This is a genomic window from Geothrix fuzhouensis, assembly GCF_024609325.1.
Classification (GTDB): domain Bacteria; phylum Acidobacteriota; class Holophagae; order Holophagales; family Holophagaceae; genus Geothrix; species Geothrix fuzhouensis.
On sequence record NZ_JANHMQ010000005.1, the window covers coordinates 188,010 to 208,967 of the forward strand.

General features: G+C 64.9%; 18 protein-coding genes. 9 read left to right on the forward strand and 9 right to left on the reverse strand.

Features of this window, described 5'->3' with window-relative positions; all coding sequences use genetic code 11:
- Window positions 1-24 precede the first annotated feature (24 nt).
- From NOV74_RS15135 to NOV74_RS15150, 4 genes are read right to left on the reverse strand one after another with little or no spacing between them, the layout of a single operon-like run.
- Window positions 25-1,311: a nucleotide sugar dehydrogenase gene (locus NOV74_RS15135; RefSeq protein WP_257314233.1), complete on the reverse strand. Its 1,287-nt coding sequence runs from the start codon at window positions 1,309-1,311 to the stop codon at window positions 25-27.
- The gene (locus tag NOV74_RS15140) at window positions 1,308-3,512 is read right to left on the reverse strand and encodes a polysaccharide biosynthesis tyrosine autokinase (RefSeq protein WP_257314234.1); all 2,205 of its coding nucleotides are present in this window, start codon (window positions 3,510-3,512) and stop codon (window positions 1,308-1,310) included. Before NOV74_RS15140 ends, NOV74_RS15135 begins: the two co-directional genes overlap by 4 nt.
- Window positions 3,509-4,000, reverse strand: a complete 492-nt coding sequence (locus NOV74_RS15145; protein WP_257314236.1) for a low molecular weight protein-tyrosine-phosphatase — start codon at window positions 3,998-4,000, stop codon at window positions 3,509-3,511. The genes NOV74_RS15140 and NOV74_RS15145 overlap by 4 nt, the downstream gene beginning before the upstream one ends.
- A 3-nt stretch (window positions 4,001-4,003) precedes the next feature.
- Window positions 4,004-5,155: a polysaccharide biosynthesis/export family protein gene (locus tag NOV74_RS15150; protein WP_257314239.1), complete on the reverse strand. Its 1,152-nt coding sequence runs from the start codon at window positions 5,153-5,155 to the stop codon at window positions 4,004-4,006.
- A gap of 344 nt (window positions 5,156-5,499) precedes the next feature.
- Here NOV74_RS15150 and NOV74_RS15155 point away from each other — a divergent pair, with 344 nt between their 5' ends.
- The 9 genes from NOV74_RS15155 (at window position 5,500) to NOV74_RS15195 (ending at window position 14,508) form a co-directional block, all read left to right on the forward strand.
- Window positions 5,500-5,682: a hypothetical protein gene (locus NOV74_RS15155; RefSeq protein ID WP_257314240.1), complete on the forward strand. Its 183-nt coding sequence runs from the start codon at window positions 5,500-5,502 to the stop codon at window positions 5,680-5,682.
- A complete protein-coding gene (panB, locus tag NOV74_RS15160) occupies window positions 5,679-6,542 on the forward strand; it encodes a 3-methyl-2-oxobutanoate hydroxymethyltransferase (protein ID WP_257314243.1) in 864 nt (287 codons plus the stop codon). The genes NOV74_RS15155 and panB overlap by 4 nt, the downstream gene beginning before the upstream one ends.
- Window positions 6,543-6,594: 52 nt before the next feature.
- Window positions 6,595-7,464, forward strand: a complete 870-nt coding sequence (gene panC, locus NOV74_RS15165) for a pantoate--beta-alanine ligase (RefSeq protein WP_257314247.1) — start codon at window positions 6,595-6,597, stop codon at window positions 7,462-7,464.
- Between the two features lie 332 nt (window positions 7,465-7,796).
- A complete protein-coding gene (locus tag NOV74_RS15170) occupies window positions 7,797-8,165 on the forward strand; it encodes a GxxExxY protein (RefSeq protein WP_257314250.1) in 369 nt (122 codons plus the stop codon).
- Between the two features lie 602 nt (window positions 8,166-8,767).
- The gene (locus NOV74_RS15175; RefSeq protein ID WP_257314252.1) at window positions 8,768-9,868 is read left to right on the forward strand and encodes a glycosyltransferase family 4 protein; all 1,101 of its coding nucleotides are present in this window, start codon (window positions 8,768-8,770) and stop codon (window positions 9,866-9,868) included.
- 117 nt (window positions 9,869-9,985) lie between these two features.
- On the forward strand, window positions 9,986-12,901 hold the full coding sequence (locus tag NOV74_RS15180) for a polysaccharide biosynthesis/export family protein (protein WP_257314255.1): 2,916 nt from the start codon (window positions 9,986-9,988) through the stop codon (window positions 12,899-12,901).
- A gap of 63 nt (window positions 12,902-12,964) precedes the next feature.
- Window positions 12,965-13,312, forward strand: coding sequence for a 6-carboxytetrahydropterin synthase QueD (gene queD, locus NOV74_RS15185; protein ID WP_257314258.1), 348 nt, complete (start codon window positions 12,965-12,967; stop codon window positions 13,310-13,312).
- A 1-nt stretch (window position 13,313) separates the two neighbouring features.
- Window positions 13,314-13,814, forward strand: a complete 501-nt coding sequence (locus tag NOV74_RS15190) for an LEA type 2 family protein (RefSeq protein WP_257314261.1) — start codon at window positions 13,314-13,316, stop codon at window positions 13,812-13,814.
- 13 nt (window positions 13,815-13,827) lie between these two features.
- Complete coding sequence (locus NOV74_RS15195; RefSeq protein ID WP_257314264.1) at window positions 13,828-14,508, forward strand: HAD family hydrolase; 681 nt, start codon at window positions 13,828-13,830, stop codon at window positions 14,506-14,508.
- Between the two features lie 330 nt (window positions 14,509-14,838).
- Here NOV74_RS15195 and NOV74_RS15200 read toward each other — a convergent pair whose 3' ends face one another.
- The 5 genes from NOV74_RS15200 to NOV74_RS15220 form a co-directional block, all read right to left on the reverse strand.
- Complete coding sequence (locus NOV74_RS15200; protein ID WP_257314266.1) at window positions 14,839-16,473, reverse strand: capsule assembly Wzi family protein; 1,635 nt, start codon at window positions 16,471-16,473, stop codon at window positions 14,839-14,841.
- Between the two features lie 462 nt (window positions 16,474-16,935).
- On the reverse strand, window positions 16,936-18,465 hold the full coding sequence (locus NOV74_RS15205; protein ID WP_257314268.1) for an Rne/Rng family ribonuclease: 1,530 nt from the start codon (window positions 18,463-18,465) through the stop codon (window positions 16,936-16,938).
- A gap of 831 nt (window positions 18,466-19,296) precedes the next feature.
- Entirely contained in the window at window positions 19,297-19,695 is a 399-nt protein-coding gene (panD, locus tag NOV74_RS15210; RefSeq protein WP_257314271.1) for an aspartate 1-decarboxylase, read from the reverse strand.
- A gap of 103 nt (window positions 19,696-19,798) precedes the next feature.
- Window positions 19,799-20,350 (reverse strand): hypothetical protein, encoded by a 552-nt coding sequence (locus NOV74_RS15215; protein ID WP_257314274.1) that lies wholly within the window; start codon window positions 20,348-20,350, stop codon window positions 19,799-19,801.
- Between the two features lie 13 nt (window positions 20,351-20,363).
- Window positions 20,364-20,732 carry a hypothetical protein gene (locus tag NOV74_RS15220; protein ID WP_257314276.1) on the reverse strand — a complete coding sequence of 123 codons (369 nt, stop codon included), beginning with the start codon at window positions 20,730-20,732 and terminating at the stop codon, window positions 20,364-20,366.
- Window positions 20,733-20,958: the final 226 nt, after the last annotated feature.

Consider the following 20,958-nt stretch of genomic DNA (forward strand, 5'->3'; position numbering starts at 1 on the left):
TAGATACGACATTTTTTGGTTTTTTTATAATCTCCAAAGTTTAAATCCACGTTTTTTAATTATATTTGATTCAAAAGCAGATTTTACATCTATGAAGACGCCGCCAGGCTTAAGCATTGCTAATAAGTCGTCCATTCCCATGGCTAAATATTGCTGGTGACTGACGGCAATGACCAAGGCATCGGCCTGGCGAGGGAGTTCCTCCCACGGCACGAGGGAAATGCCGTATTCCTCTTTGGCTTCGATCGATCCGGCTAGGGGATCATGGACCGCCACCTGGCATCCAAATTCTGTCAGTTCCCTGACGACATCGGCGACTTTGCTGTTCCTAAGATCTGGGCAATTCTCCTTGAAGGTCAGCCCCAGCACTACCACTTGGCTACCCTTAACTGCGCCGCCAGCCTGGATGATGTTCTTGACGGTCTGCTGAGCGATGAAGGCTCCCATGCTGTCATTAATGTAGCGGCCCGCCAGGATCACGTGGGGGTGATAACCCAGCATTTCGGCCTTGTGGGTGAGGTAGTAAGGATCTACCCCGATACAATGGCCTCCCACCAGGCCCGGCCGGAAGTTGAGGAAGTTCCACTTGGTTCCCGCCGCCTTCAGCACTTCCAGGGTATCGATGCCCATTTGATGGAATAGGATGGCTAGTTCATTCATCAAAGCGATGTTCAGATCCCGCTGGGTGTTCTCGATGACCTTGCACGCTTCTGCCACTTTGATGCTACTTACGGGGTAGACGCCTGCGGTAATGATGCTGTCATAAACCTCCTGAACTATTTGGAGCGTTTCCGGGGTGTCGCCCGAGACGACTTTCATGATCTTGGTCAGCGTCCGTTCCTTGTCCCCAGGATTGATACGTTCGGGGCTGTAACCCACCCAGAAGTCGCGTCGCCACTGAAGACCAGAATTCTTCTCAATGATTGGGATACAAATATCCTCGGTAGCCCCAGGGTACACGGTGGATTCAAATACCACGATGGCGCCGGGTTTGAGATTTCTGCCGATGGTCTCGGAACTTCGTACCAACGGGTTAAAGTCGGGCTGGTGGGCCGCATCTACTGGTGTGGGGACCGCTACAATGATGAAATCCGCTTGTCGGAGCGCCTGGGGATCCGTGGTGTAACGGAGGTGAATCGCCGCATTCATGCTGTCGGGGTTGACCTCGCCTGTGGGGTCTGCCCCGCCCTTGAGGGCGGTAACTTTGTCCTCAGAATGATCGAATCCAATAGTCGGGAAGTGCTTCCCGAACTCGACGGCCAAAGGCAAGCCCACATAGCCCAAACCAATGATAGCGATGGTGCGAGTCATGGCTTGTCCTTACCCTGATTTTTATATGTGTAGTGATACGCATACCGGTAGTACTGATAGCCCACCTTGATAGCAGTCACATCGTTGAAGATGCAGCCGTTAACCTTAACTCCACCGCTTTCAAAGCGCTGGAGGGCAATCTGGAGTTCCTCCAGGGAGTGGGCCCGAGCCTTGGCTATGAGGAGGACGGTGCCCACGTTCTTCGCCAGGATGACGGGGTCGGTGACGGCCAGAACGGGGGCAGCATCGATGAGTATCAGGTCGTAGGCCGCGGAGACCTGCTGGAGGAAGTCGGGCAGGCGGCTGGTCATTAGCAGCTCGGCCGGGTTGGGGGGCAGGGTGCCGGTGGTGATGAGGTCGAGGCCCGGGACTACCTCCGGATGCAACACCGCCTTCCAGTCTGCCTTTCCGGACAGAATCTCGGAAAGGCCCTCACCTCGTTCCAGCAGGCCGAAGGGCCGGTGGAGGAGGCCCTTGCGCAGGTCGCCATCCACCACCAGCACCCGGGTGCCGGACTGGGCCAGCAGGGCGGCGAAGTTGGCGCTCAGGAAGGTCTTGCCGATGGTGGGGGCGGGGCCCGTGATCAACACGACGGGATTCTTCGCGTCCATCATGGTGAAGTGGAGGCTGGTACGCAGGCTGCGCAGGCTTTCCACAGCCAGATCGTCGGGATGGGCCTGGGCTAGGAGGTGCAGACCCCCCTCCCGGCGTTCCATGGCCTTGTGGATGGCCGCCTGCTGGTCGCTGTGGGGCACGGTCACCACCACGGGCAGGCCCAGGCGGCTTTCAATCAGGCGAGGATCCTCCACGCCCCGGTGCAGGACTCGACGGAGCCCGATCAGACCGATACCGACAATCATTCCCCCCAGTGCGGCTAGCGTGATAATGGTATTTTTCTGGGGCCTGACGGGCTTCAGGCTGGGCATGGCGCTGTCCACGATGCGGGCGTTGCCGATCTCGCCGGCTTTGGCCACCTGCAGCTGCTGGGCATTGTTGAGCAGGGCGGTGTACATGTCCGTGTCGACCTGGACGTCGCGCATGAGCCGCACCAACTCCTGCTGGGTGCGGGGCAGGCCGCGCACCCGACCATCGATCTGGCGGGCTTCGGCGCTCAGCTTGGTGAGCTGGTCGTCGAGGTTTTCCACCACGTCGGCGCGCTGCTTGTAGGTGCGCAGCAGTTCCTGCTTCTTCTGCTTGAGCGCCAGCATCTGGCTTTCCAGATCCACGCTCTGCTTGAGCACCAGCTTGGCCTCCTCGGGCAGGTCCACGGAGCCGGCCTGCATGCGATACTGGTTCAGCTGGTTCTCGGCGGCCTCCAGCTTGGCCTTGAGCTGGGGCAGCTGCTCCTGGAGGAAGGCCAGGGTCTTGGAGGCTTCCTCGGCCTTGCGTTCGATGTTCTGGCGCACGTACTGGGCGACGATCTCGTTGAGGATCTCGGCCCCGCGGTCGGGGCTGCGATGCTCGAAGCTCAGGCCCAGGATGTTGGTCTGCCTACCCTTCTCGGCCACCTGCAAACCCTGGCGGAGGTCTTCGATGGCCTGGAGGAAGGGCTGGCGGGTGAGGCTGAACCGCTGGCCCGGCGGGGCCACCAGGTGCCGCACCTGGAGGACCAGGGGCTGGCCCTGCCAGACGGCCTTGAGTTCTTCGCCTTCGTGGCCCGTGGCCAGCACCTGGCCGTCAGGATCCTCCCAGCGGAAGGTGCCGTTCGCCTCGGCGATGAGGCGGAAGTGCGTGCCCCGCAGGGGCGTGGGCAGCTCGAAGCGCTCGATGCGCAGGCTGGGGGCATCGGCCCGGCGGCGCACCAGGGCATCACCCACCAGGGGGTTGAAGGTGGGCTGGGCCACGATGTCCAGGGCCTGGGCCTCCACGGTGCGGCCCAGCACCAGGTTGCTCTTCAGGATCTCGATCTCGGCCTGGGCGACGGTGGGCTGGTCCAGCAGGCTGGACAGGGCCTCCATGCCGGGGCCGCCCTTGCCGCCCTTCTTGTCCTCCACCTGGAGCATGGCATCCACCTGGTAGACGGGGCTCTTGCGCCAGGCGTAGTATCCGCCTAGCAGGAGTGCCAGCAGGGTGGCGCCCAGGATGAGGTAGCGGCCTTCCCACAAGGTGGCGATGTGTTCGCCCAGGGAAGTCTGGCCCCCCCCTTCGGGTTCGCGGAGATCCCAGGCGACAGGATCGGAGGACTGATCGGTGGGGCTCATGGGTTCCTTGGGGCGAGACGGGGCAGCCAGCTCTGGATGGCACCCTGGATGTGGTCGCAGGCCGCCCAGTGGGCTGCGGGGCCGCCGCTGATGGGATCGGCGATGGCCTGGCCGGCGAGCGCTGCGCTGGTGGGGGCCTGTCCCGCGGGAGCCAGCCAGTGGCCCAGCAGGAAGACCCGGCCCCGGAAGCTGGGGACCAGGGCTTCGCAGGCCTGCTTCTGGGCCTGATCCATCACCAGGATGAGGTCGGATTCCAGGATCAGGTCGAGGCTGAGCTGGCGCCCGCGGTGGGGTTCAAGGTCGAGCCCCAGCTCGGCGCCCAGGCGCCGGGTCTCCTCGTGGGCGGGTTCTCCCACCAGGGCCCGGAGCCCCGCGGACCGCACCTCGATGTGGTGGCCGATGGCCTTCCGCAGCAGGGCCTCTGCCAGCGGGCTGCGGCAGTGGTTGCCCTCGCACAGAACGAGGATGCGGCGGATGACGGTCAGCATGGGCTACTGGCTGAGGTACTTGACTTCGGAGGCGGTGGAGGTGAGGGCGGAGACCGTGGGCACGATGAGGCTCACCACGCGGTTCCAGCGTACCAGGGGGCCGGCATCCACATAGACCAGGTCGCGGGGCTGAAGGGCGAAGCGGTCGGCCAGCACCATGGCCACGGGGTTGTAGGCGTCCAGGTGGAACACGTCCACCGCGTTTTCGGCCTTGCCCCGCCGGAACACATAGATGGACCGGGCCTCGGCCGTGGTGCTGTTGATGCCGCCGGCATCGGAGATGGCCTGGGCCAGGGACAGCTTGCCGTGGTAGGTGGGCACAGAGCGGGGGTTGCGCAGCTCGCCCAGGAGGTAGACCGGCTCCTCGTCGCGGTTCTGGACATGCACCGAGTCCCCGTCCTGGAGCAGGATCTGGCCGATGCGGTTGCCCCGGGTCAGCAACTGGAGGAAGTCGAGGGACCAGGTCTTATCCCCGCGGGAGACCAGGACGTGGCTTTCGTCGGCTGTGGGCAGAAAGCCCCCGGCGCGGTTGATGGCCTCGGTCAGGGTAAAGGGGATGTCGGTAATGTTGTAGACGGCTGGGTTGCGGACCTCGCCGCTGACGAAGACCTTCTGGGATCGGTAGGCGAGGACCTTGAGGTCCACCTGGGGCCGCTGGAGCACGTCGTCCAGCTTGGTGGTGAGGGCGTCGCGGGCGTCTTCGACGGTCAGGCCGGCCATCTTCACCCGGCCGATGTAGGGATAGAACATGTAGCCGGAGTCGTTCACCACCATGCCCGTGGCGGCGTCGGTGCGGTACTGGCCCAGAGGCAGGGTCAGCTCCGGGTGATCCCAGACGGTGACCATGAGGATGTCCTGGGGACCGATGCGGTAGGGCTGTGGCTTGGTGGCCAGGAGTTCCTTGACCTCCGTGGAGGCCGGGCGGGCCCCGTAGATCTTGAGGGTCTCGGGGTTCAGGGGATGCAGGGTGACGTCCTGGCCGTTCACCTGAGTGTGGGTTTCCTTGTCATAGGCCTGGGTATTGAACTTCATTCCCGGGGCACGGCAGGCGCCCAGGAGGAGGGTCAGCCCCAGGACGGAGAGGACCGAGAGGCGCCTGCGGGGGGCCGGAGCCCCTGACAGGGAGGATGGGTGGAGTAGGACAATCTCGGACATTCCATTCCTATCGGTCAGGTACGCGCAAAGGGCCAGTTTCATCGGAGCCCTACATCTTCTCATCCGGGGCCGGGGATTCACAATTCGAGACTAAGTGACACAGGGCACAGGCCGGGGAGGCGGGTTGTAGACCTGGGCAAAAAGGGATGAGTCATGAGCCAGGCCGGGAGGGCCTGCCTGGCCTTGGGGAAAGGCGTTTTTTGCCACCGATTACAGTGATGACAGTGATTGCGTCTCGGATTCTTCCCGCCTGGGCCCGCCGTAGGCGGCTTCCGGCTGCGCCGGAAGTCATGGGCGGTGCCAGGGCCGCGCACCCCCAAACGGGCGCGACCCTGGCACCGCCCATGAAGCCCACGCTGCGCTGGGGCAGGCATCGCCTTTCATTACCGAAATCACTGAAATCGGTGGCTGAAAGCTTTGCCATGGAAGTTTCCCGGCCCTCCCCGGGAATCCTGTCCATCCTGTTCCGGCTTTTTGGTGGTTACATGGAGGCCCACGGCTTCGACCTTCCAGCGGAGACCCCATGAGCCATTTGCCTGCGGACGCGCGCACCCGCGTCACCCTTCCCCAGCTGCACGCCTGGCACCATGCGGGCCGGAAGCTTGTGATGACCACGGCCTACGATGCCGTGACCGCCCACATCGCGGACGCGGCGGGGGTGGACATCATCCTCGTGGGCGACAGCGTGGGGAACGTATGCCTGGGGTTCGAGAACACCCTGCCGGTCAGCATGGCCATGATGAACCACCACCTGGAGGCCGTGGCCCGCACCCAGCCCACGGCCCTGCTGGTGGCCGACATGCCCTACCTGAGCTTCCACCTCAGCGTGGAGGACACCCTGCGCAATGCTGGGGGGTTCCTCCAGCGGGGCGCCCAGGCCGTGAAACTGGAGGGCGGGGCCAAGCGCCTGCCCATGATCCACGCCCTCATTGACGCAGAGATCCCCGTCATGGGTCACCTGGGCCTCACCCCCCAGAGCGTGAACCCCATGGGCGGCTTCAAGGTGCAGGGCAAGCACAAGAATGAGGCCCTGCGCCTGCTGGAGGACGCCCAGAAGCTCCAGGACGCCGGCTGCTTCAGCCTGGTGCTGGAGGGCATTCCCGCCGATCTGGCGGCCAAGGTCACCGAAACCATCGAGATCCCCACCATCGGCATCGGCGCCGGTCCCCAGTGCGCGGGCCAGGTGCTGGTCATCCACGATGTGCTGGGCCTGCTGCCAGGCACTTCCCCGAAATTCGTGCGTCGCTATGCCGAAGGATTCCAAGAGCTGCGAGACGCCCTGGCCCTCTGGGCCGAGGATGTGCGCTCGGGAGGGTTCCCCGATGGCCGGGAATCCTATACCCTTCCAGAAGCTGTTCGTCCGGTTCTGACCCAGTGGCACCCCTGATCGCGCCCTCGGTAATCTGACAGGCGCTTTCTGAAGGATCCCGCTTTTGTCCATGCGAGTTGTCCGCACCATCGCCGATTTACGAGCCCTCTTGAGACCTTTGCGGGACGAGGGCAAGCGCATCGGGTTTGTCCCCACCATGGGCTTCCTGCACGAGGGCCACGGGGCCCTCATCCGCCAAAGCGCTGCCCGGTGCGACGCCACGGTAGTTTCGATTTTCGTGAACCCGAACCAGTTCGGCCCCGGCGAGGACCTGGCCAACTATCCCCGGGACCTGGAGCGGGACCAGAACATCTGCCTGGAGACCGGGGCCACGGTGCTGTTCATGCCCGAGGTCGCGGAGATCTACCCCACGGGCTTCCAAACCCATGTGGAACCCGGCCACTTGGCCGATACCCTTTGCGGGCGCTACCGGCCCGGACACTTCCGCGGCGTCGCCACGGTGGTGGCCAAGCTCTTCAGCATCGTCCAGCCGGATCTGGCCTTCTTCGGCCAGAAGGATTTCCAGCAGACTGTGGTGATCCGCCGCATGGCCCGCGACCTGAACCTACCCGTGGATGTGGTGGTGGTGCCCACCGTCCGCGAGCAGGACGGCTTGGCCATGAGCAGCCGCAACACATACCTGGACGAGGATGCCCGGCACCGGGCCCTCACCCTCAGCCAGGGCCTGCTGGCCGCCAAGGCCGCCTTCGACGAGGGTGAGCGGGATCCCGCCAAGCTGGTGGCCCTGGCCCGGGCGCTCATGACGGGGGCGGATTCCATCCAGTACCTCGACCTGGTGGACACCCAGAACCTGGAATCCCTGCAGGGCCCCGTGGACCGCGCGGCCGCCCTGTGCGTGGCCGCCTACGTGGGCAGCACCCGCCTCATCGATAACGTGCTCCTGACCCCTTCGGCCAATGTGGCGGGGCAGAACACCTGAGATCGCCTAAATAGCGAGCGTCTCGGATGGCTTTCGGCGAAAGGCTTTTTTGGCCACCGATTACAGTGATTACGGTGATTGGGCCTCGGATGCTTCCCGCATGGGCCCGCCGAAGGCGGCTTCCGGCCGCGCCGGAAGTCATGGGGGGTGGCAGGGCCGCGCTCCCCAAGAGGCGCGGCCCTGCCACCCCCCATGGAGCCCATGCTGCGCTCGGGACGGGAATCGCTTTTAATCACTGGAATCACTGAAATCAGTGGCTGAAAAGCTTTTGGGCTTTGGCCCTTGGAATCACCGGCTAACCTGTCTTTCCATTCCCATTCTGGAGACAAGTGATGCAGGAGAACGATCCTCTGACGGAGCGGGTCATCGGCTGTGCGCTCCGGGTGGCCAATGTCCTGGGGCATGGGTTCCTGGAAAAGGTCTACGAGAACGCACTGGTGCATGAGCTGCGCAAAGCCGGGTTGGACGTGGTCCAACAGCACGGACTGGAGGTTCATTACGACGGTGTGCTGGTCGGCGAATTCCAGGTGGACCTGCTGGTTAATGGTCAAGTTCTTGTGGAACTCAAGGCCGTAGCAGGGCTCCAGGACGCCTACGTGGCCCAAAGCCTCAACTACCTCAAAGCCAGTGGAAAACCCATCTGCCTGCTTTTCAACTTCGGGCGGAGCCTGCAGGTCCGGCGATTGGTGGTTGGCAACTGAAAAGGACCTTTTTGCCGCTGATGACAGTGATGACGGTGATGACGGTGATGACGGTGATTGGGCCTAGGAAGCTTCTCGCATGGGCCCGCCAAAGGCGGCTTCCGGCTGCGCCGGAAGTCATGAGGGGTGGCAGGTCCGCGCTCCCAGAGAGGCGCGGCCCTGCCACCCCCCATGAGTCCATGCTGCGCTGGGATCTGGATTCGCTTTTAATCACTGAAATCACTGAAATCAGTGGCTAAAAAATCTTTTGGCATTTCGAAGGAATGTGAGACGCGATCCTGCCACCTCCATGGAATCCATGCTGAGTCGGGGTGGGAATCGCTGAAAACGCTAAAATCGGTGGCTAAAGAGTCTTCGGGACCTTGACGTCTAGCGGAGCCCTTCCTTGGTGCCATTGAAAAAGGGCATGGGCGGAGACCGGCTGATTCATGTTTGCAGATCCCTTGACCGGGCCGGCGTGAGGGCGAGTTTGTAGAGGTGCGTCACAGGCTTTCACTTTGCCTTGGTGTTCGATCGTGCAAAAATTGCATACGTGAAACCTCTCAACCCGGAGCTGCCCGGGTGGATCCAACCCTTTAGATACGCCTCCTGCTGAGGACGATGTGACACCCACCTGGATTGAAGCTGCCATCGGAGGCGCGGCGGGGCTTGTGCTCTCCGCGGCCTTGATCCGCTGGGTGGCCCCCTTGGGTTGGATGGACCATCCGGACACTTCCCGGAAGAAGCATGCGCGCCCCACGGCCCGGACTGCAGGCATGGTGTTGTGGCTGATGCTCATCGCGACCCAGGCCACCGGCCGGATGCCCTTCCACATGGATCTCCCCGACTGGGCCGCGGTCCACTTCATGGCCTTCACGGGTCTCCTGGATGACCGATTCGACCTGCGGCCGCGGTACAAGGCCGTGGCGGGCTTGGCAGTGGCGGTGCTGCTCGCCCTCCACGTCGCGCTCTCCCTGGGCCGCGCAGTGGAGTACGTGTCCTTCCTCGGCCTGAGCCTGCCCAGCCACCCCGTGCTGCTTGCCCCGGTGCTCATGCTGTGGTTCTGGGCCTTGCCCCAGGCCTACAACCTCATCGATGGGATCAACGGCCTGTCCATGGGCTACGCGGCCCTGCTGCTGGGCGTGCTGGGCTGGAACCTCGGCGGGCAGCCGACCCTGCTCTGGGGTGGCCTGGTGGCGGTTCTGGCGCTGAACTTCCCCAAGGCCCGCCACTTCATGGGTGACTGCGGTGCCCTCATGATGGGCACCTTCTTCGCCGTCCTAGGCGTGGAGGCCTTCGCCCTCCGGGATCCCAACCTGATGCTCTGGGTGTTCGCTTATCCCATCGTGGATGTCTGTCTGGTGGTGAGCGTCCGGTACTGGAAGCATCGGCCCCTGGGAGAGGCGGATCGCAGCCACCTCCACCACTGGATGATGGACCGGATGAAGGGGCGGTCCTGGTTCGCCACGCCGATTCTGCTGACCATCGCCGCGCTGCCCATGCTGCACGCCACGGCCCTTCCTGGCCACGAGACGATCTCGCTCATGGGTCTCGGGGTGCTGCTGGTCCTCGCCCTCAAGGCCTTCAAGGATCGCGTGACCACCCGAGAGCAGCAGGAGGCCACGGCCCAGGTTCGGCGTGAGATTCCCTTCATGGTGTCCGGCAGCGCTCGCGCGGTGTCTGGCAGCTACCACGCAGTATCCGGGTCCCATCCCAAGTTCTGAGCCGCCGGTTGCGCGGACCGGGAACGCGGGCCTCGGGCATACTCGATCATCATGCCTTCTACCGCCCTGGCCGGGATGAACCCCGAGCCAGGAGCTCACACCGATAGGACTGTCCTGATGCGCGTCCCGATCCTCCGAACCTTCCTCCCCCTGGTCGCCGCGTCGGCCCTGTTCGCCCAGCTGCCCCAGGGGCTGGACCTCCAGGCGCTGAAGCAGGCGGCCGCGTCCCAGGGCGCGACTGGGACGGCGGATGCCGTACCGGGGCGATCCTCGGTCCTTCCTGCCACTACGGCATCGGCGGAGGAGACCGCCCGTCAGCTGGATGAGGACGACAGGCTGGACCGGGAGATCCGGGCACTGAAGCGCCGGGAGAAGGGCCCCCGCCGCTTTGGCGCCGACCTGTTCCAGGTGCGCCAGCGCGGTTCCGCGGCCACGGAGGGCGGCATCGCCGAGGACTATGTGCTGGGCACTGGCGACCGGTTGAACCTCAATGTCTTCGGCAGCGCCACCTTCGACCTGCCGGTACAGGTGGATGGCCGCGGCGAGATCGTGATTCCCAAGGTGGGCACCGCCAAGGTGGGCGGGCTGACGCTGGGAAGGGCCAAGCAGGTGGTGCAGGGCGTGGTGAGCCGGAACTTCTCGCGTTCCTCTGTGGACTTGCAGGTGATCAAGCTGCGCGAGGTGCGCGTCTTCGTCATGGGCGAGGTCTACAAGCCCGGCAGCTACCTGGTGTCGAGCCTCAGTTCCCTGGTGAACGTCCTCAGCTTGGCCGGCGGCCCCACGGCCGTGGGCAGCTACCGCGACATCCGGGTGATGCGCGGCGGCCAGAAAGTGTTCGACCTCGATCTGTACCCCTTGCGCGCCGAGGGCCTGGGCAATCCCAATGCGGCCCTGCAGAACGGCGACACGATCTTCGTCCCCATGGCCCAGAACCAGGTGACCCTGGAAGGCGCCTTCGCCCGGGTGGCCCTGGCCCCGGTGGAGGATCCCGCCGATGAGCAGCTTCTCCGACTTGGCAGGCTGCAGGACGAGGACGAAGCCCTGCTTGAGCAGGAGATCCTCCGTCTGGAGTACCAGCTAGCCCAGGGGCCCCGGGAGCAAAGCCGGGAGGAGAAGGCGGTGCGGACTCCGGAAACCACGGAGCGGACTCCGTCCCAGGATCTATGGCTGGGGCTCGTCCCCAGGATGACCGCGACCCCCACTCAAACGGCTGAGGCCAAGGCGCGGGTCGGAAATGGGTTGGAACCGCTGGCGCTGGAGGACCGCCTGGCCGTGGAGACGCGCCTGGGTCAGCTCAAGCGGGTGCTGGCGGCGCTGAAGCTGCGGGCCCGGGGCGATCACCGGATCCTGAGGGAACCCGTGGCGGGCCGCGAGCCGGTCGATGAGACGCAGCCCGAGTGGCGGCGCTTGTGGGATCTCAAGGGTGTGGCCCCCCAGATGCTCTTTGAGATGAAGCCAGGCGAGACGACGGCGGACGCGCTCCGCTACGCCGGCGGCCTGCTGCCCGAGTCGTCCCCGGCCTCCCTCACGCTGCGGCGCCGCGGGCCCGATGGCGCCCTTCAGGCCGTGGATGTGCCCCAGAATGCTGCTGGACCTGTAGTTCTGGGGTGGGGCGATGTGCTGTCTGCCCTGCCGCGGCGCGGCCCCCAGGAGCGGGCCGTCACCGTGGTGGGCTGGGCACGGGTGCCCGGCTTCTTCGCCCGGACCGAGGGGCTGCGGGTGGGTGATCTCCTGGCCCGCGAATCCCAGGTGCTGCCCGATACCTACCTATCCCGGGGCGAGATTGTCCGCCAGCTGCCTGACGGCACGACGCGGTTCCTGAGCTTCGATGTGGCCAAGGCGATCCAACAGGATCCAGCCCACAACCTGCTCCTGGAGGACCGGGATCGGGTGGAACTGTACCGCATCCAGGACCTCCGGCTGCCGCAGACGGTCAGGCTGCTGGGCCCCGTGACCCGGCCGGGCCTTTTCACCTTCCATGACGGGATGCGGGCCTCGGACTTGATCTTCCGCGCGGGCCTGCCGCTGAAATCCGCCGATCGCCTGACGGCGGAACTGGCGCGCAGCCGGGATGGCAAACCCAGCGAGGTGATCCGGCTCGACCTTGCCAAGCTGCTGTCCACCGAGGCCGGAAGCCCGGTGGCCCTCCAGGACGAGGCCCAGAATCCGCGGTTGCTGCCCGACGACCAAATCAGCTTGTTCGAGAAGCCCGACTACCGTGTGCACCGCACGGTCCGGATCCTGGGCCAGGTGGCCCGGCCCGGCAGCTACACCATGGATACGGAGCGGCCCACGCTCGCCCAGGTCATCCAGCGGGCTGGCGGCCTGACGAAGGAGGCCATGCCCAAGGCGGGAATCTTCCTCCGCAACACGGGTGTGGAAGCGCCGGAGACGGAGGATCCACTCAAATTGCTGGAGGCTCTGAAGAAGCCGGATCAGCGCGCCCAGGCTAGGGCCCCCCAGGCCGCCCCGGGCCTGGATTCCGCCCCATCGAAGCTCCTGGTGCAACAGGCGCAGGATCCCAGCAGCAAGGGCGTGAATGACATCCTGGAGCGCCTGAACGAGACGCGCCGCCAGGGCACCACCGGCCAATTGCTGCGTGGCCCGCTGATGCACGGGCTGATCACGGGTTCCCTCAACCGCATGGTGGTGAACTTCGAGGCCGCCCTCAAGGGGGATGACCAGGCCGATGTGGAGCTCCAGGACGGGGACGAGATCATCATTCCCCGGGCCACGGATGCGGCCTACGTGGTGGGGGAGACCGCCAGTCCCTTCGCCACCTACAAGGTCCAGAACGGCATGAAGGTCTCAGACATGCTGAAGCTGGCCGGTGGCCTCACCCACAATGCGGACCATTGGGGCGTGCGCCTGCTCAAGGCGGACGGCCGCATCCTCGATAGCTGGGTGCAGGGACGCAGGGTGGAACCTGGCGACACCGTCCTGGTGCCCCAGCGCTTCCGTCGTGACACCAGCTGGCAGGAGAACCTCCAGGCCTTGACGCCCCTGGCGTTGGTCCTGAATGCCATCAAGTAGGGCCATCCCTGCTGGTAGAATGAAGGGCCCCGCGACCGCGGGGCCTTTTCTATCGTGAGTGCCATGATCCTGCGCAAAGAGTACTGGTTCGAAGCGGCCCATTTCATCTACAACCACCCTGGCAAGTGCCGGAACCTGCACGGCCACAGCTACAAGCTGTTCGTGCTGCTGGAGGGCCAGGTGAACCCCGAGACGGGCATGATCATCGACTTCGACGACCTCTCCAAGGTGGTGGTGGAGCAGGTGATCTCGAAGCTGGACCACCGCTTCCTCAACGACCTCATCCCCCTGTCCACGGCTGAGAACATCTCGGTGTGGATCTGGGACCAGCTCAAACCTGCGCTGCCCCAGCTCTGCCAGATCGAAGTCTACGAGACCAGCGACAACTGCGTGCTCTACCGCGGAGCCTGAGATGAAACGCGCCCTCGCCCTCTCCGCGCTCGTGCTCCTGGTGGGTTGTGATGCCCTCAATCCCGCGCTGCAGTACCAGGAGGCGGCTCGCCAGCTGAGGTTCTCGCTGGATCGCGTGGAACCGCAGATCGAGCTGGCCTATCCCCTGGAGCGCTCGCGCCTGCGCCTGCGGCTGGAGGTGGGCGTGGACAACCCCACAGACCAGCGCCTGCGCACGCGGCGCGTGCGCGGGGATCTGCGCTTGAGCGCCCAGGGCGGGGACCATGCCCTGGGTGCCATCGGCTTCCCGGAAGGCATGGATCTGGCCCCGAAAAGCCGGAGCACCCTGCGGGCCGAAGTGGTGCTGAGTTACGCGGACCTCAAGAGCGCCTGGGGGCCTCTCACGGCCGCCGCCACGCGCCACGAACCCGCCACCTGGAGCCTGAACGGCGAGGCCCGCTTCGACGTGCTGGGCATCGAGTTCGGCGTGCCGTTCCGCACCTCGAAGGCCTCCGGGCGATGAGCTTCGGACTCGCATGATTCGAGCCGTCGTCTTCGATCTCTGGAACACGCTGGTCTTCAGCCCAGCGGGCAGCCCGTTCCAGCGGTTGAAGGGCCTGCTGCGGCCCGAGCAGGAGCATTTGCATGCGGCCCTCATGCGGGATGGCATGGTTCGGCCCTACGCTTCCGTGGAGGCCTTCCTGGAGGCCTGGCGGGAGCCCGCGGGGCTTGATCCGGAGCAGATGGCGGCCATGGCCCAGGCCTTCCGAGAGGCCGGGGATCAGGCGGAGTGCTTTCCCGGCGCACCGGAGACCGTGGCCGCAGTGCGTGACCTGGCCCGGGTGGCGCTCCTGTCCAACACGCAGAGTTTTGGCCTGGAGTTGCTGGATCGCCTGGGCATCTCCCAGCGCATCCGCCTCCAGCACCGCAGTGCCGACCTGGGCGCCCTCAAACCCGAGTCCGCAGCCTACGAGGCCGTGCAGCGGCGCCTGGGCCTCTTCCCCGGCAACCTTGCCATGGTGGGCGACAGCTGGAGCGATGATGTGGAAGGGGCCGTCGCCGCGGGCTGGACCGCCATCTGGGTGAACCGTGAGGCCAAACCCAGGCCCCACCACGATCCCGATGCCCCCCTCTACGAAGTGCGCAGCCTGGACCGCGTGCCCGAGCTCATCGAGAACCTCCAGCAGGGGATGCGCTGCCCCACGTGTCTGGGGTAAAGCCAAAAGAATTTCAGCCGCTGATTTCAGTGATTTCGGTGATTAAAGAGAGTCCCGCCCCAGCGCAGCTCTGCCACACCCCATGACTTCCGGCGCAGCCGGAAGCCGCCGATGGCGGGCCCATGCGGAAGTAGCCGAGGCCCAATCACCGTCATCACCGTAATCGGTGGCAAAAATCTTTTCGCCCGAAGTTGCCGATCCTGGCGGCCTCTAACAGACGCCTATCTTGGTGCCTCCTTCTACGAGGGATGCGGCCTCGACCGGGTGCTGAGACCCATCGAAAACCTCTAGGCCGGTATCGGCCGCAGCCTCGGCTGTTGCCGAGGTGGGTCAGGGCCGGGGCCAGGTCCAGCCGAGGTCGAGGAACCAGCGGAAACCCGTGCGCTCGTCACCCTTCACGTTGAGATAGGCGTTCTGATGCTGCGTGCTCGCCCCGGCGCGCACGCGCAGGACCGGATCGGGTCGCCATTCCACCACTTGCTGGAGACCAATGAAGCGGTTGCGCACTGGGGTGGCGCCGGGGTGGTCCTGCAGCCAGTCCGCCAGGCCGTCCTGATAAGGATAATCGGCCCCATGGTAGGTCTCCCGGAAGGGGCGATCACCCCACAGGAGCCATGTCCTCGTCGCCCATCGGGGAGACCAGTCGACCTCCCCACGAACCGTGATGGTCCTCGCTTCGCCCGCGGTCGCATTACCCAGGGGATCCCCCTCCTGATAGAAGCCGGAGAGATAGATGTCTTGCTCGAAGCTGCGATGGTTGGTCATGCCTGGATTATCTGGATTTAACGTGCTGTTGGCGGTGTCGAGGTACTCGACGCCGAGGCGCACTTGCTTCCATCTGATCAGCAAGCCCACCGCATCGTTGGGAACAGCGGGGCTGGGCAGGACATAGCGGGACCGCTGGTTCCAGGGCCTGAGGGGCGCCTGCGTCAGGCTGATCCAGTCGTTGTGGATGTCCCGGCTGAAGGCCGTGCCCGGTTGATGGAGCAGCCACTGGGTCCGCGTGTTCACGGCCTTGGAACCCCGGGATACATAGAAGCGGACATCCTCCGCTCCGAGCAGGCGCTCGAAGGTGCTCAGGCGGATCCGCACACCGACATCGGAAGTGGATGCGCTCTTGACTCGGCCGGTGCTCAGGAACGCGGAGGAGCCGTTGAGGCCGGTCCCGCCCTCAGCATAGGAATCCTTCAGGCCAAAGAACGAGGCAATCCAGTGGCGGGCCTGGTACCCCTCGGTGAGGGACTTCCCCTGGACACTGCCGCCGAACAGGTTGATGTAGTTGAGGTACAGCTCGGTGCTTTCGCCCAGGTGGGACTCCAGCCGAAGGCCCGACAGGAAGGGACGCTGGGGGTCGCCGACATCGGCAATGGCGTGATGGCGAAAGGAGGGATCCTGGCTAGCTTCCCCGACCACCTTATGGCCTTCCACCTGGCCCAGGAAGACCTGCCCTTTCCAGGCGCCGAGCGGCACGCCGAGGAGGCGGACCTCCTTGAAAGGGCTCTCCACGCGGAATCTGGGGAAGGGCCGTGCCGCCTCGCCGAGTACGTAGCCGCCGTTGAGGCCGTAGCCCCACACGAGAGGCTCCTGTTCTAGCGCGGTGCGCCAGCCGCCTGTGGACGTGTAGGCGAAGTGGAAGCGCTGGATGATCAGTCGGGACTGGCCATCCGCATCCCGCCAGGCGTTGATCTGCCCGGCCACGTCCCAGCGGGTGCCGCTCCATCCGGCTTCCAGATGGGTTCCCTCGCCGGTGAGGGCGTTCCCAAGCCCCAGGCTGTCCACGAACGTGGCCGGAGCGCCATGCTTGTCCCCCGCCCACACACCGGCGCCGTACCAGGTCCCGCTCCGACCCGCTCCAAGCGGTTCCTGGTGGAACCAACCCGGTGGCAGTTGCGCGGCCAGGGGGCTGGCCAGGAATCCGGCCATCAGCAGGCAGGGCAAATTCAGGATCAGTCGATCGTGTCTCACGCGGGAACCCATGAATGGTGGCGCCCGGGAGGTTGAGAACCTGGCCGCCAGCGAGGCAGAGCCCCCGGCTCCGCATCCAGCCAGTCTATACGGGATTCACGGGTCATCAGACCTGGAAGATAAGAGGTGAGGTGACTTGGAAGGGGCTCTTGCCGACCCCGGCCTTGAAAGCCAAAAACCTATTCAGCCACCGATTTCAGTGATTTCAGTGATTCCTGTCTCAGCGCAGCATGGGCTCCATGGTGGGTGGCAGGGCCGCGCCTTTTTGGGAGCGCGGCCCTGCCACCCACCATGACTTCCGGCGCAGCCGGAAGTCGCCTTCGGCGGGCCCATGCGGGAAGCATCCGAGGCCTAATCACCGTAATCACCATGCATCAGTGGCTAAATAGCATTTCGCCGGGAAATAGCCAGATCTCCCGATCGCCTGCAGGCCTCCGGCTGCTGCGGGGGTTATTGCGGCCTTCAGGCGGTGGCGCTGTTCTGGCCGGAGAGCTGGACGTCCATCACCACGGCATGCCGCGGGGTGTCCTGGCGCTCGATCCACTGGACGCGGGCGCCGAGGAGGCGGGCCAGCTGCAGAAGGCCTTCACGGGCCTCCTGATGCAGGGCCCCGGTCAGGTCGGGATGCACGGTCAGGCGCACGTCGGCGCCGCGCAGGCGCTCGCCCTGGCGGACCAGCTCACGGTAGGCCTTGAGCAGGGAGGTCTCGGGGCTTTGCATGCGCCCGGCCCCGTTGCACGTGGGGCAGGGCTGGGTGAGCAGCCGCTCGAGGGAAGGGCCGGTGCGCTTGCGGGTGAGCTCCACCAGGCCGAACTCGGAAATGCCACCGGCCCGGGCATGGTTGCGGTCCCGCTTGAGTTCCTCCTGCAATTTCGCCAGCACCTCGTCGCGGTGGCCCGAGTCCACCATGTCGATGAAGTCGATGACCACGATGCCGCCCAGGTTGCGCAGGCGCAGCTGGCGCACGATTTCGGGGATGGCCTCCAGGTTGGTGAGGTAGACCGTCTCCTCCAGATCCTTCTTCCCCACGAACTTGCCGGTATTCACGTCCACGCTGACGAGGGCTTCGGTCTGGTTCAGCACGATGGAGCCGCCATGCTTGAGAAAGACCTTGGGCTGGCGGGCGGATTCGATTTCACTCTCGATGCCGAAGGCCTCGAAGATGGGCAGGTCCGAGGTGAAGTGCTTCACGCGGTTGGCCCACTCGGGGTGCAGCTTTTCCACGAAGGCGAGCACCTCGCGGTGGGCCTCGGGATCATCCACCCAGAAGCTGGAAACCTCCTCGCGGAAGATGTCGCGCAGCACCTTCTGGAGCAGGCGCAGGTCGTGCCAGACCAGGCCCGGTGCGGGCACGGTCTCGGCCTTGGCCTGGATCTCCTGCCACGCCTGGCGAAGGAAGGCCACGTCGCCCACCAGATCCTCGTCCTTCTCGCCGATGGCGGCGGTGCGGACGATGAAGCCCTCGCCGGGCTGGGCGTGGCTGCGGATGAGTTCGCGCAGGCGCTCGCGCTCCTCGGGATCGGTGATCTTGCGGGAGATCCCGATGTGGTCGATGCCCGGCATGAAGACCAGGAAGCGGCCGGGGAAGCTCAGGTGGCGGGAGAGCCGCGGCCCCTTGGAGCCGATGGGGTCCTTCACCACCTGGACAAGCGTCTCCTCGCCCTCCTTGAGGGGAGGCAGGGGCGGTGGTGGTGGTGGGAGGTCGTCGGCGACGGCTTCCTCGCCCTCTTCGTCGGCGGACAGGTCGGCCCCCAGGCGCTGGGCCACGGGGTCATCCAGGTAAAGGAAGCCGTCCTTGGCGCCCCCGATGCCTACGAAAGCGCTCTGCATGCCGGGCAGCAGCTTCGCCACTCGGCCCTTGTACACATCCCCCACCTGGCTTTTGTTCATCGTCCGTTCGAGGAACAGCTCGCAGAGCTGGCCGTTCTCAAGCAGGGCGATGCGCGTCTCCAGGGGGGTCGAATTGACCACCAGGGACTTGCGGACTTCCATGGAACCAACCTTTCAGAACTTTGCAGAGGGTCGCCTTGCCCCGGCTGCGGGCCCCAGGGCCGTACCAGGCCGAAGGGTAGGTCTTTTCTACCATGTTCTTAGGATGCCACGCCAACGTCGAAAGGTTCCCCTCTTGTTATGCATTCCTTGCATAGAAAAAACATGGACATAACCGGCAAGATTAAAGAATGGATCAATAGGGTCTAAAGATTCTCTGCCACTGATGACGGTGATGACGGTGATGACGGTGATGGCGCCGTTCTGGCTCAAGCATGGGCTCTACCCAGGGGTGCCGTCGCCGTGCCCTTCGAAAGCACGTCGATGGCACCCCTGGGTGACTTCCGGCCCCGCCGGAAGCCGCCTTCGGCGGGCCCATGCGGCGTTCATCCGGTCCTTGGTTTATCACCGTAATCACTGAAATCAGTGGCTAAACCCCCTTTTTCCTCGACAGGCCCCAGGGCAGGAATCCTGTGAACCCCGCCTTCAATCCTGTTATCTGCTTATCGGCGAATCTCAGCCTGAAAGTCTGAAACCGCAGAGGTCGCAGATGGGCGCAGAAAAGGCGTCCATAAGCGGAGGTTTGCGGAGGAGCCGAGGAAAGCGGAGGAAAGGACCATGCACCTGGCGCTCCAGCCAGGACATCCGGGCCGCCGCCCGGAGTCGCCGCCTGCGGAGGGATGTCCGCGGTGAGCCCGGCCCCTTCTGCGCCCTCTGTGTGCGCCCAACGGGCGCTTCTGTGCCTTCTGTGTTCCTGCTTTTCTGGCTGAGATTCGCCGATAATCAGATCTTGTGAATCCCGCCTTCAATCCTGTTAATCCTGTCTGCGCTTGTTCAGTCCGTGAACGCGCTGACGCAGAGGGGGGTGCGCTCCTGGCGGCGGCGCTCGGTGACGCGGTTGCGTTCGTCCACGAAAACCACCTTGGGGGCCACGGTCTCGGCCTCTTCGGGGGTCATCCAGCCATAAGCGGCGATGATGACCAGATCGCCCTTCTGGACCAGGTGGGCGGCGGCGCCGTTGATGCCGACCTCGCCCGAACCCGGCACACCGGGGATCACATAGGTGGACAGGCGCGACCCGTTGGTCACGTCGTAGATGTCGATCTTCTCGTTCTCCATGAAGCCAGCGGCCTCGATGAGCAACGGATCGAGCGTGATCGATCCCACGTAGTCCAGATCGGCCCTCGTCACAGTGGCGCGATGGATCTTACCGAGCAGGAAGTGGCGCAGCATGTATCCTCCGGTCCAGGCTCCCGTTGGAGTCCCGGCCAACGGATAAGGATGGGCCCAGGTGTACCCCAGGTCCATCCTCGATTTTTACCTAATCACGGAAGGGTCAGTTGAACAGCACCACATGGAGGTTCAAGCCCAGCCGGGGTGGGGCCACCGGCGGGGGCGCCATGGGCAGCTGGAAGGCGCCCTCCAGGTCCAGGCGGGCCCGGGGATCGCGAACCTGGCGCAGAACCCAGCGGCCCTCCAGAAAGACATACATGCGGGAGGGGTCGCCGGGCACCAGGGCCACGTAGCGGCGATCATCGCCCGGCCGCCAATAGCCGTCCATCCAGGCTGGGGCCCGGTAGTGCCGGTCCCGGCCCCGGTCGTGGTCCCGGTCATCATCCTCATAGTAGCGGTGGCGATCGTATTTGCGCGCCTCCTTATCCCTTTCCTTCCAGTATTTGCGTTCGGCCTTGTCGCGTTCCTTCCAGTATTTCCCATCCTCGCGGCGGGCATCCCGGCGGTCGTCTCGGCGGTCGTCCCGACGGTCATCCCGGCGTTCCTCCCGCTCCCCGCCACGACCACGGCGTTCGTCGTCGGGGCGGGCGGTGGCGGGCAGGGCAGCAAGGGTGAAGACCGCCAGGAGGGCGGCACTCAGCATGCGTCGATTCATGGGGTTTCCTCGCTCAGTTGAACAGGACGACATGGAGGTCCACGCCGATGCGAGGCAGGGGCACCGGTGGCGGGACGGGGGCCAGCCGCAGGGTGTCGCGGACCTCGGCCTGGATGTCCACGGAGAAGCCCCGGCGGAGCTCCCAGCGGCCGTCGATCAGGAAGTAGGCCCGGTCGGTGTAGCGCGGATCCACGGCGATGTAGGGTCGTTCGGGAACCCGGCGGCCGAACTTCTTGGCCAAGCCCGGAGGCAGGCCGCCCTTCTTGGCCAGTCCTGGCGGCATGCCGCCCTTCTTGGCTAGGCCTGGGGGGCCCCCGCGGTCATGCCCGCGCCCTTGGGGCATGGCGATCATGGCGGCGGAGATCAGGATCGGGACGAGCATGGAACCTCCCGGAATGGCCCCCGGTGAACTCCCCCGGAGGGACCTGATCATTCTACCCCCGCATCGCCGAAACACTTCTCTGCCCACCCCCGGCCCCGATGCCCCGCCGGGGGACCCCAAGCTTTTCGAAGCCAAAAATCAAAAGATTTTTTGCCGCTGATTTCAGTGATTTCAGTGATTAAAAGCGATTCCCGTCCCGAGCGCAGCATGGGCTCATGGGGGGTGG

Coding starts and splice junctions, on each gene's coding strand:
- NOV74_RS15135 (WP_257314233.1), bottom strand. CDS start 1,311: ATGACTCGCACCATCGCTATCATTGGTTTGGGCTATGTGGGCTTGCCT.
- NOV74_RS15140 (WP_257314234.1), bottom strand. CDS start 3,512: ATGAGCCCCACCGATCAGTCCTCCGATCCTGTCGCCTGGGATCTCCGC.
- NOV74_RS15145 (WP_257314236.1), bottom strand. CDS start 4,000: ATGCTGACCGTCATCCGCCGCATCCTCGTTCTGTGCGAGGGCAACCAC.
- NOV74_RS15150 (WP_257314239.1), bottom strand. CDS start 5,155: ATGTCCGAGATTGTCCTACTCCACCCATCCTCCCTGTCAGGGGCTCCG.
- NOV74_RS15155 (WP_257314240.1), top strand. CDS start 5,500: ATGAAGCCCACGCTGCGCTGGGGCAGGCATCGCCTTTCATTACCGAAA.
- panB (WP_257314243.1), top strand. CDS start 5,679: ATGAGCCATTTGCCTGCGGACGCGCGCACCCGCGTCACCCTTCCCCAG.
- panC (WP_257314247.1), top strand. CDS start 6,595: ATGCGAGTTGTCCGCACCATCGCCGATTTACGAGCCCTCTTGAGACCT.
- NOV74_RS15170 (WP_257314250.1), top strand. CDS start 7,797: ATGCAGGAGAACGATCCTCTGACGGAGCGGGTCATCGGCTGTGCGCTC.
- NOV74_RS15180 (WP_257314255.1), top strand. CDS start 9,986: ATGCGCGTCCCGATCCTCCGAACCTTCCTCCCCCTGGTCGCCGCGTCG.
- queD (WP_257314258.1), top strand. CDS start 12,965: ATGATCCTGCGCAAAGAGTACTGGTTCGAAGCGGCCCATTTCATCTAC.
- NOV74_RS15190 (WP_257314261.1), top strand. CDS start 13,314: ATGAAACGCGCCCTCGCCCTCTCCGCGCTCGTGCTCCTGGTGGGTTGT.
- NOV74_RS15195 (WP_257314264.1), top strand. CDS start 13,828: ATGATTCGAGCCGTCGTCTTCGATCTCTGGAACACGCTGGTCTTCAGC.
- NOV74_RS15205 (WP_257314268.1), bottom strand. CDS start 18,465: ATGGAAGTCCGCAAGTCCCTGGTGGTCAATTCGACCCCCCTGGAGACG.
- panD (WP_257314271.1), bottom strand. CDS start 19,695: ATGCTGCGCCACTTCCTGCTCGGTAAGATCCATCGCGCCACTGTGACG.
- NOV74_RS15215 (WP_257314274.1), bottom strand. CDS start 20,350: ATGAATCGACGCATGCTGAGTGCCGCCCTCCTGGCGGTCTTCACCCTT.
- NOV74_RS15220 (WP_257314276.1), bottom strand. CDS start 20,732: ATGCTCGTCCCGATCCTGATCTCCGCCGCCATGATCGCCATGCCCCAA.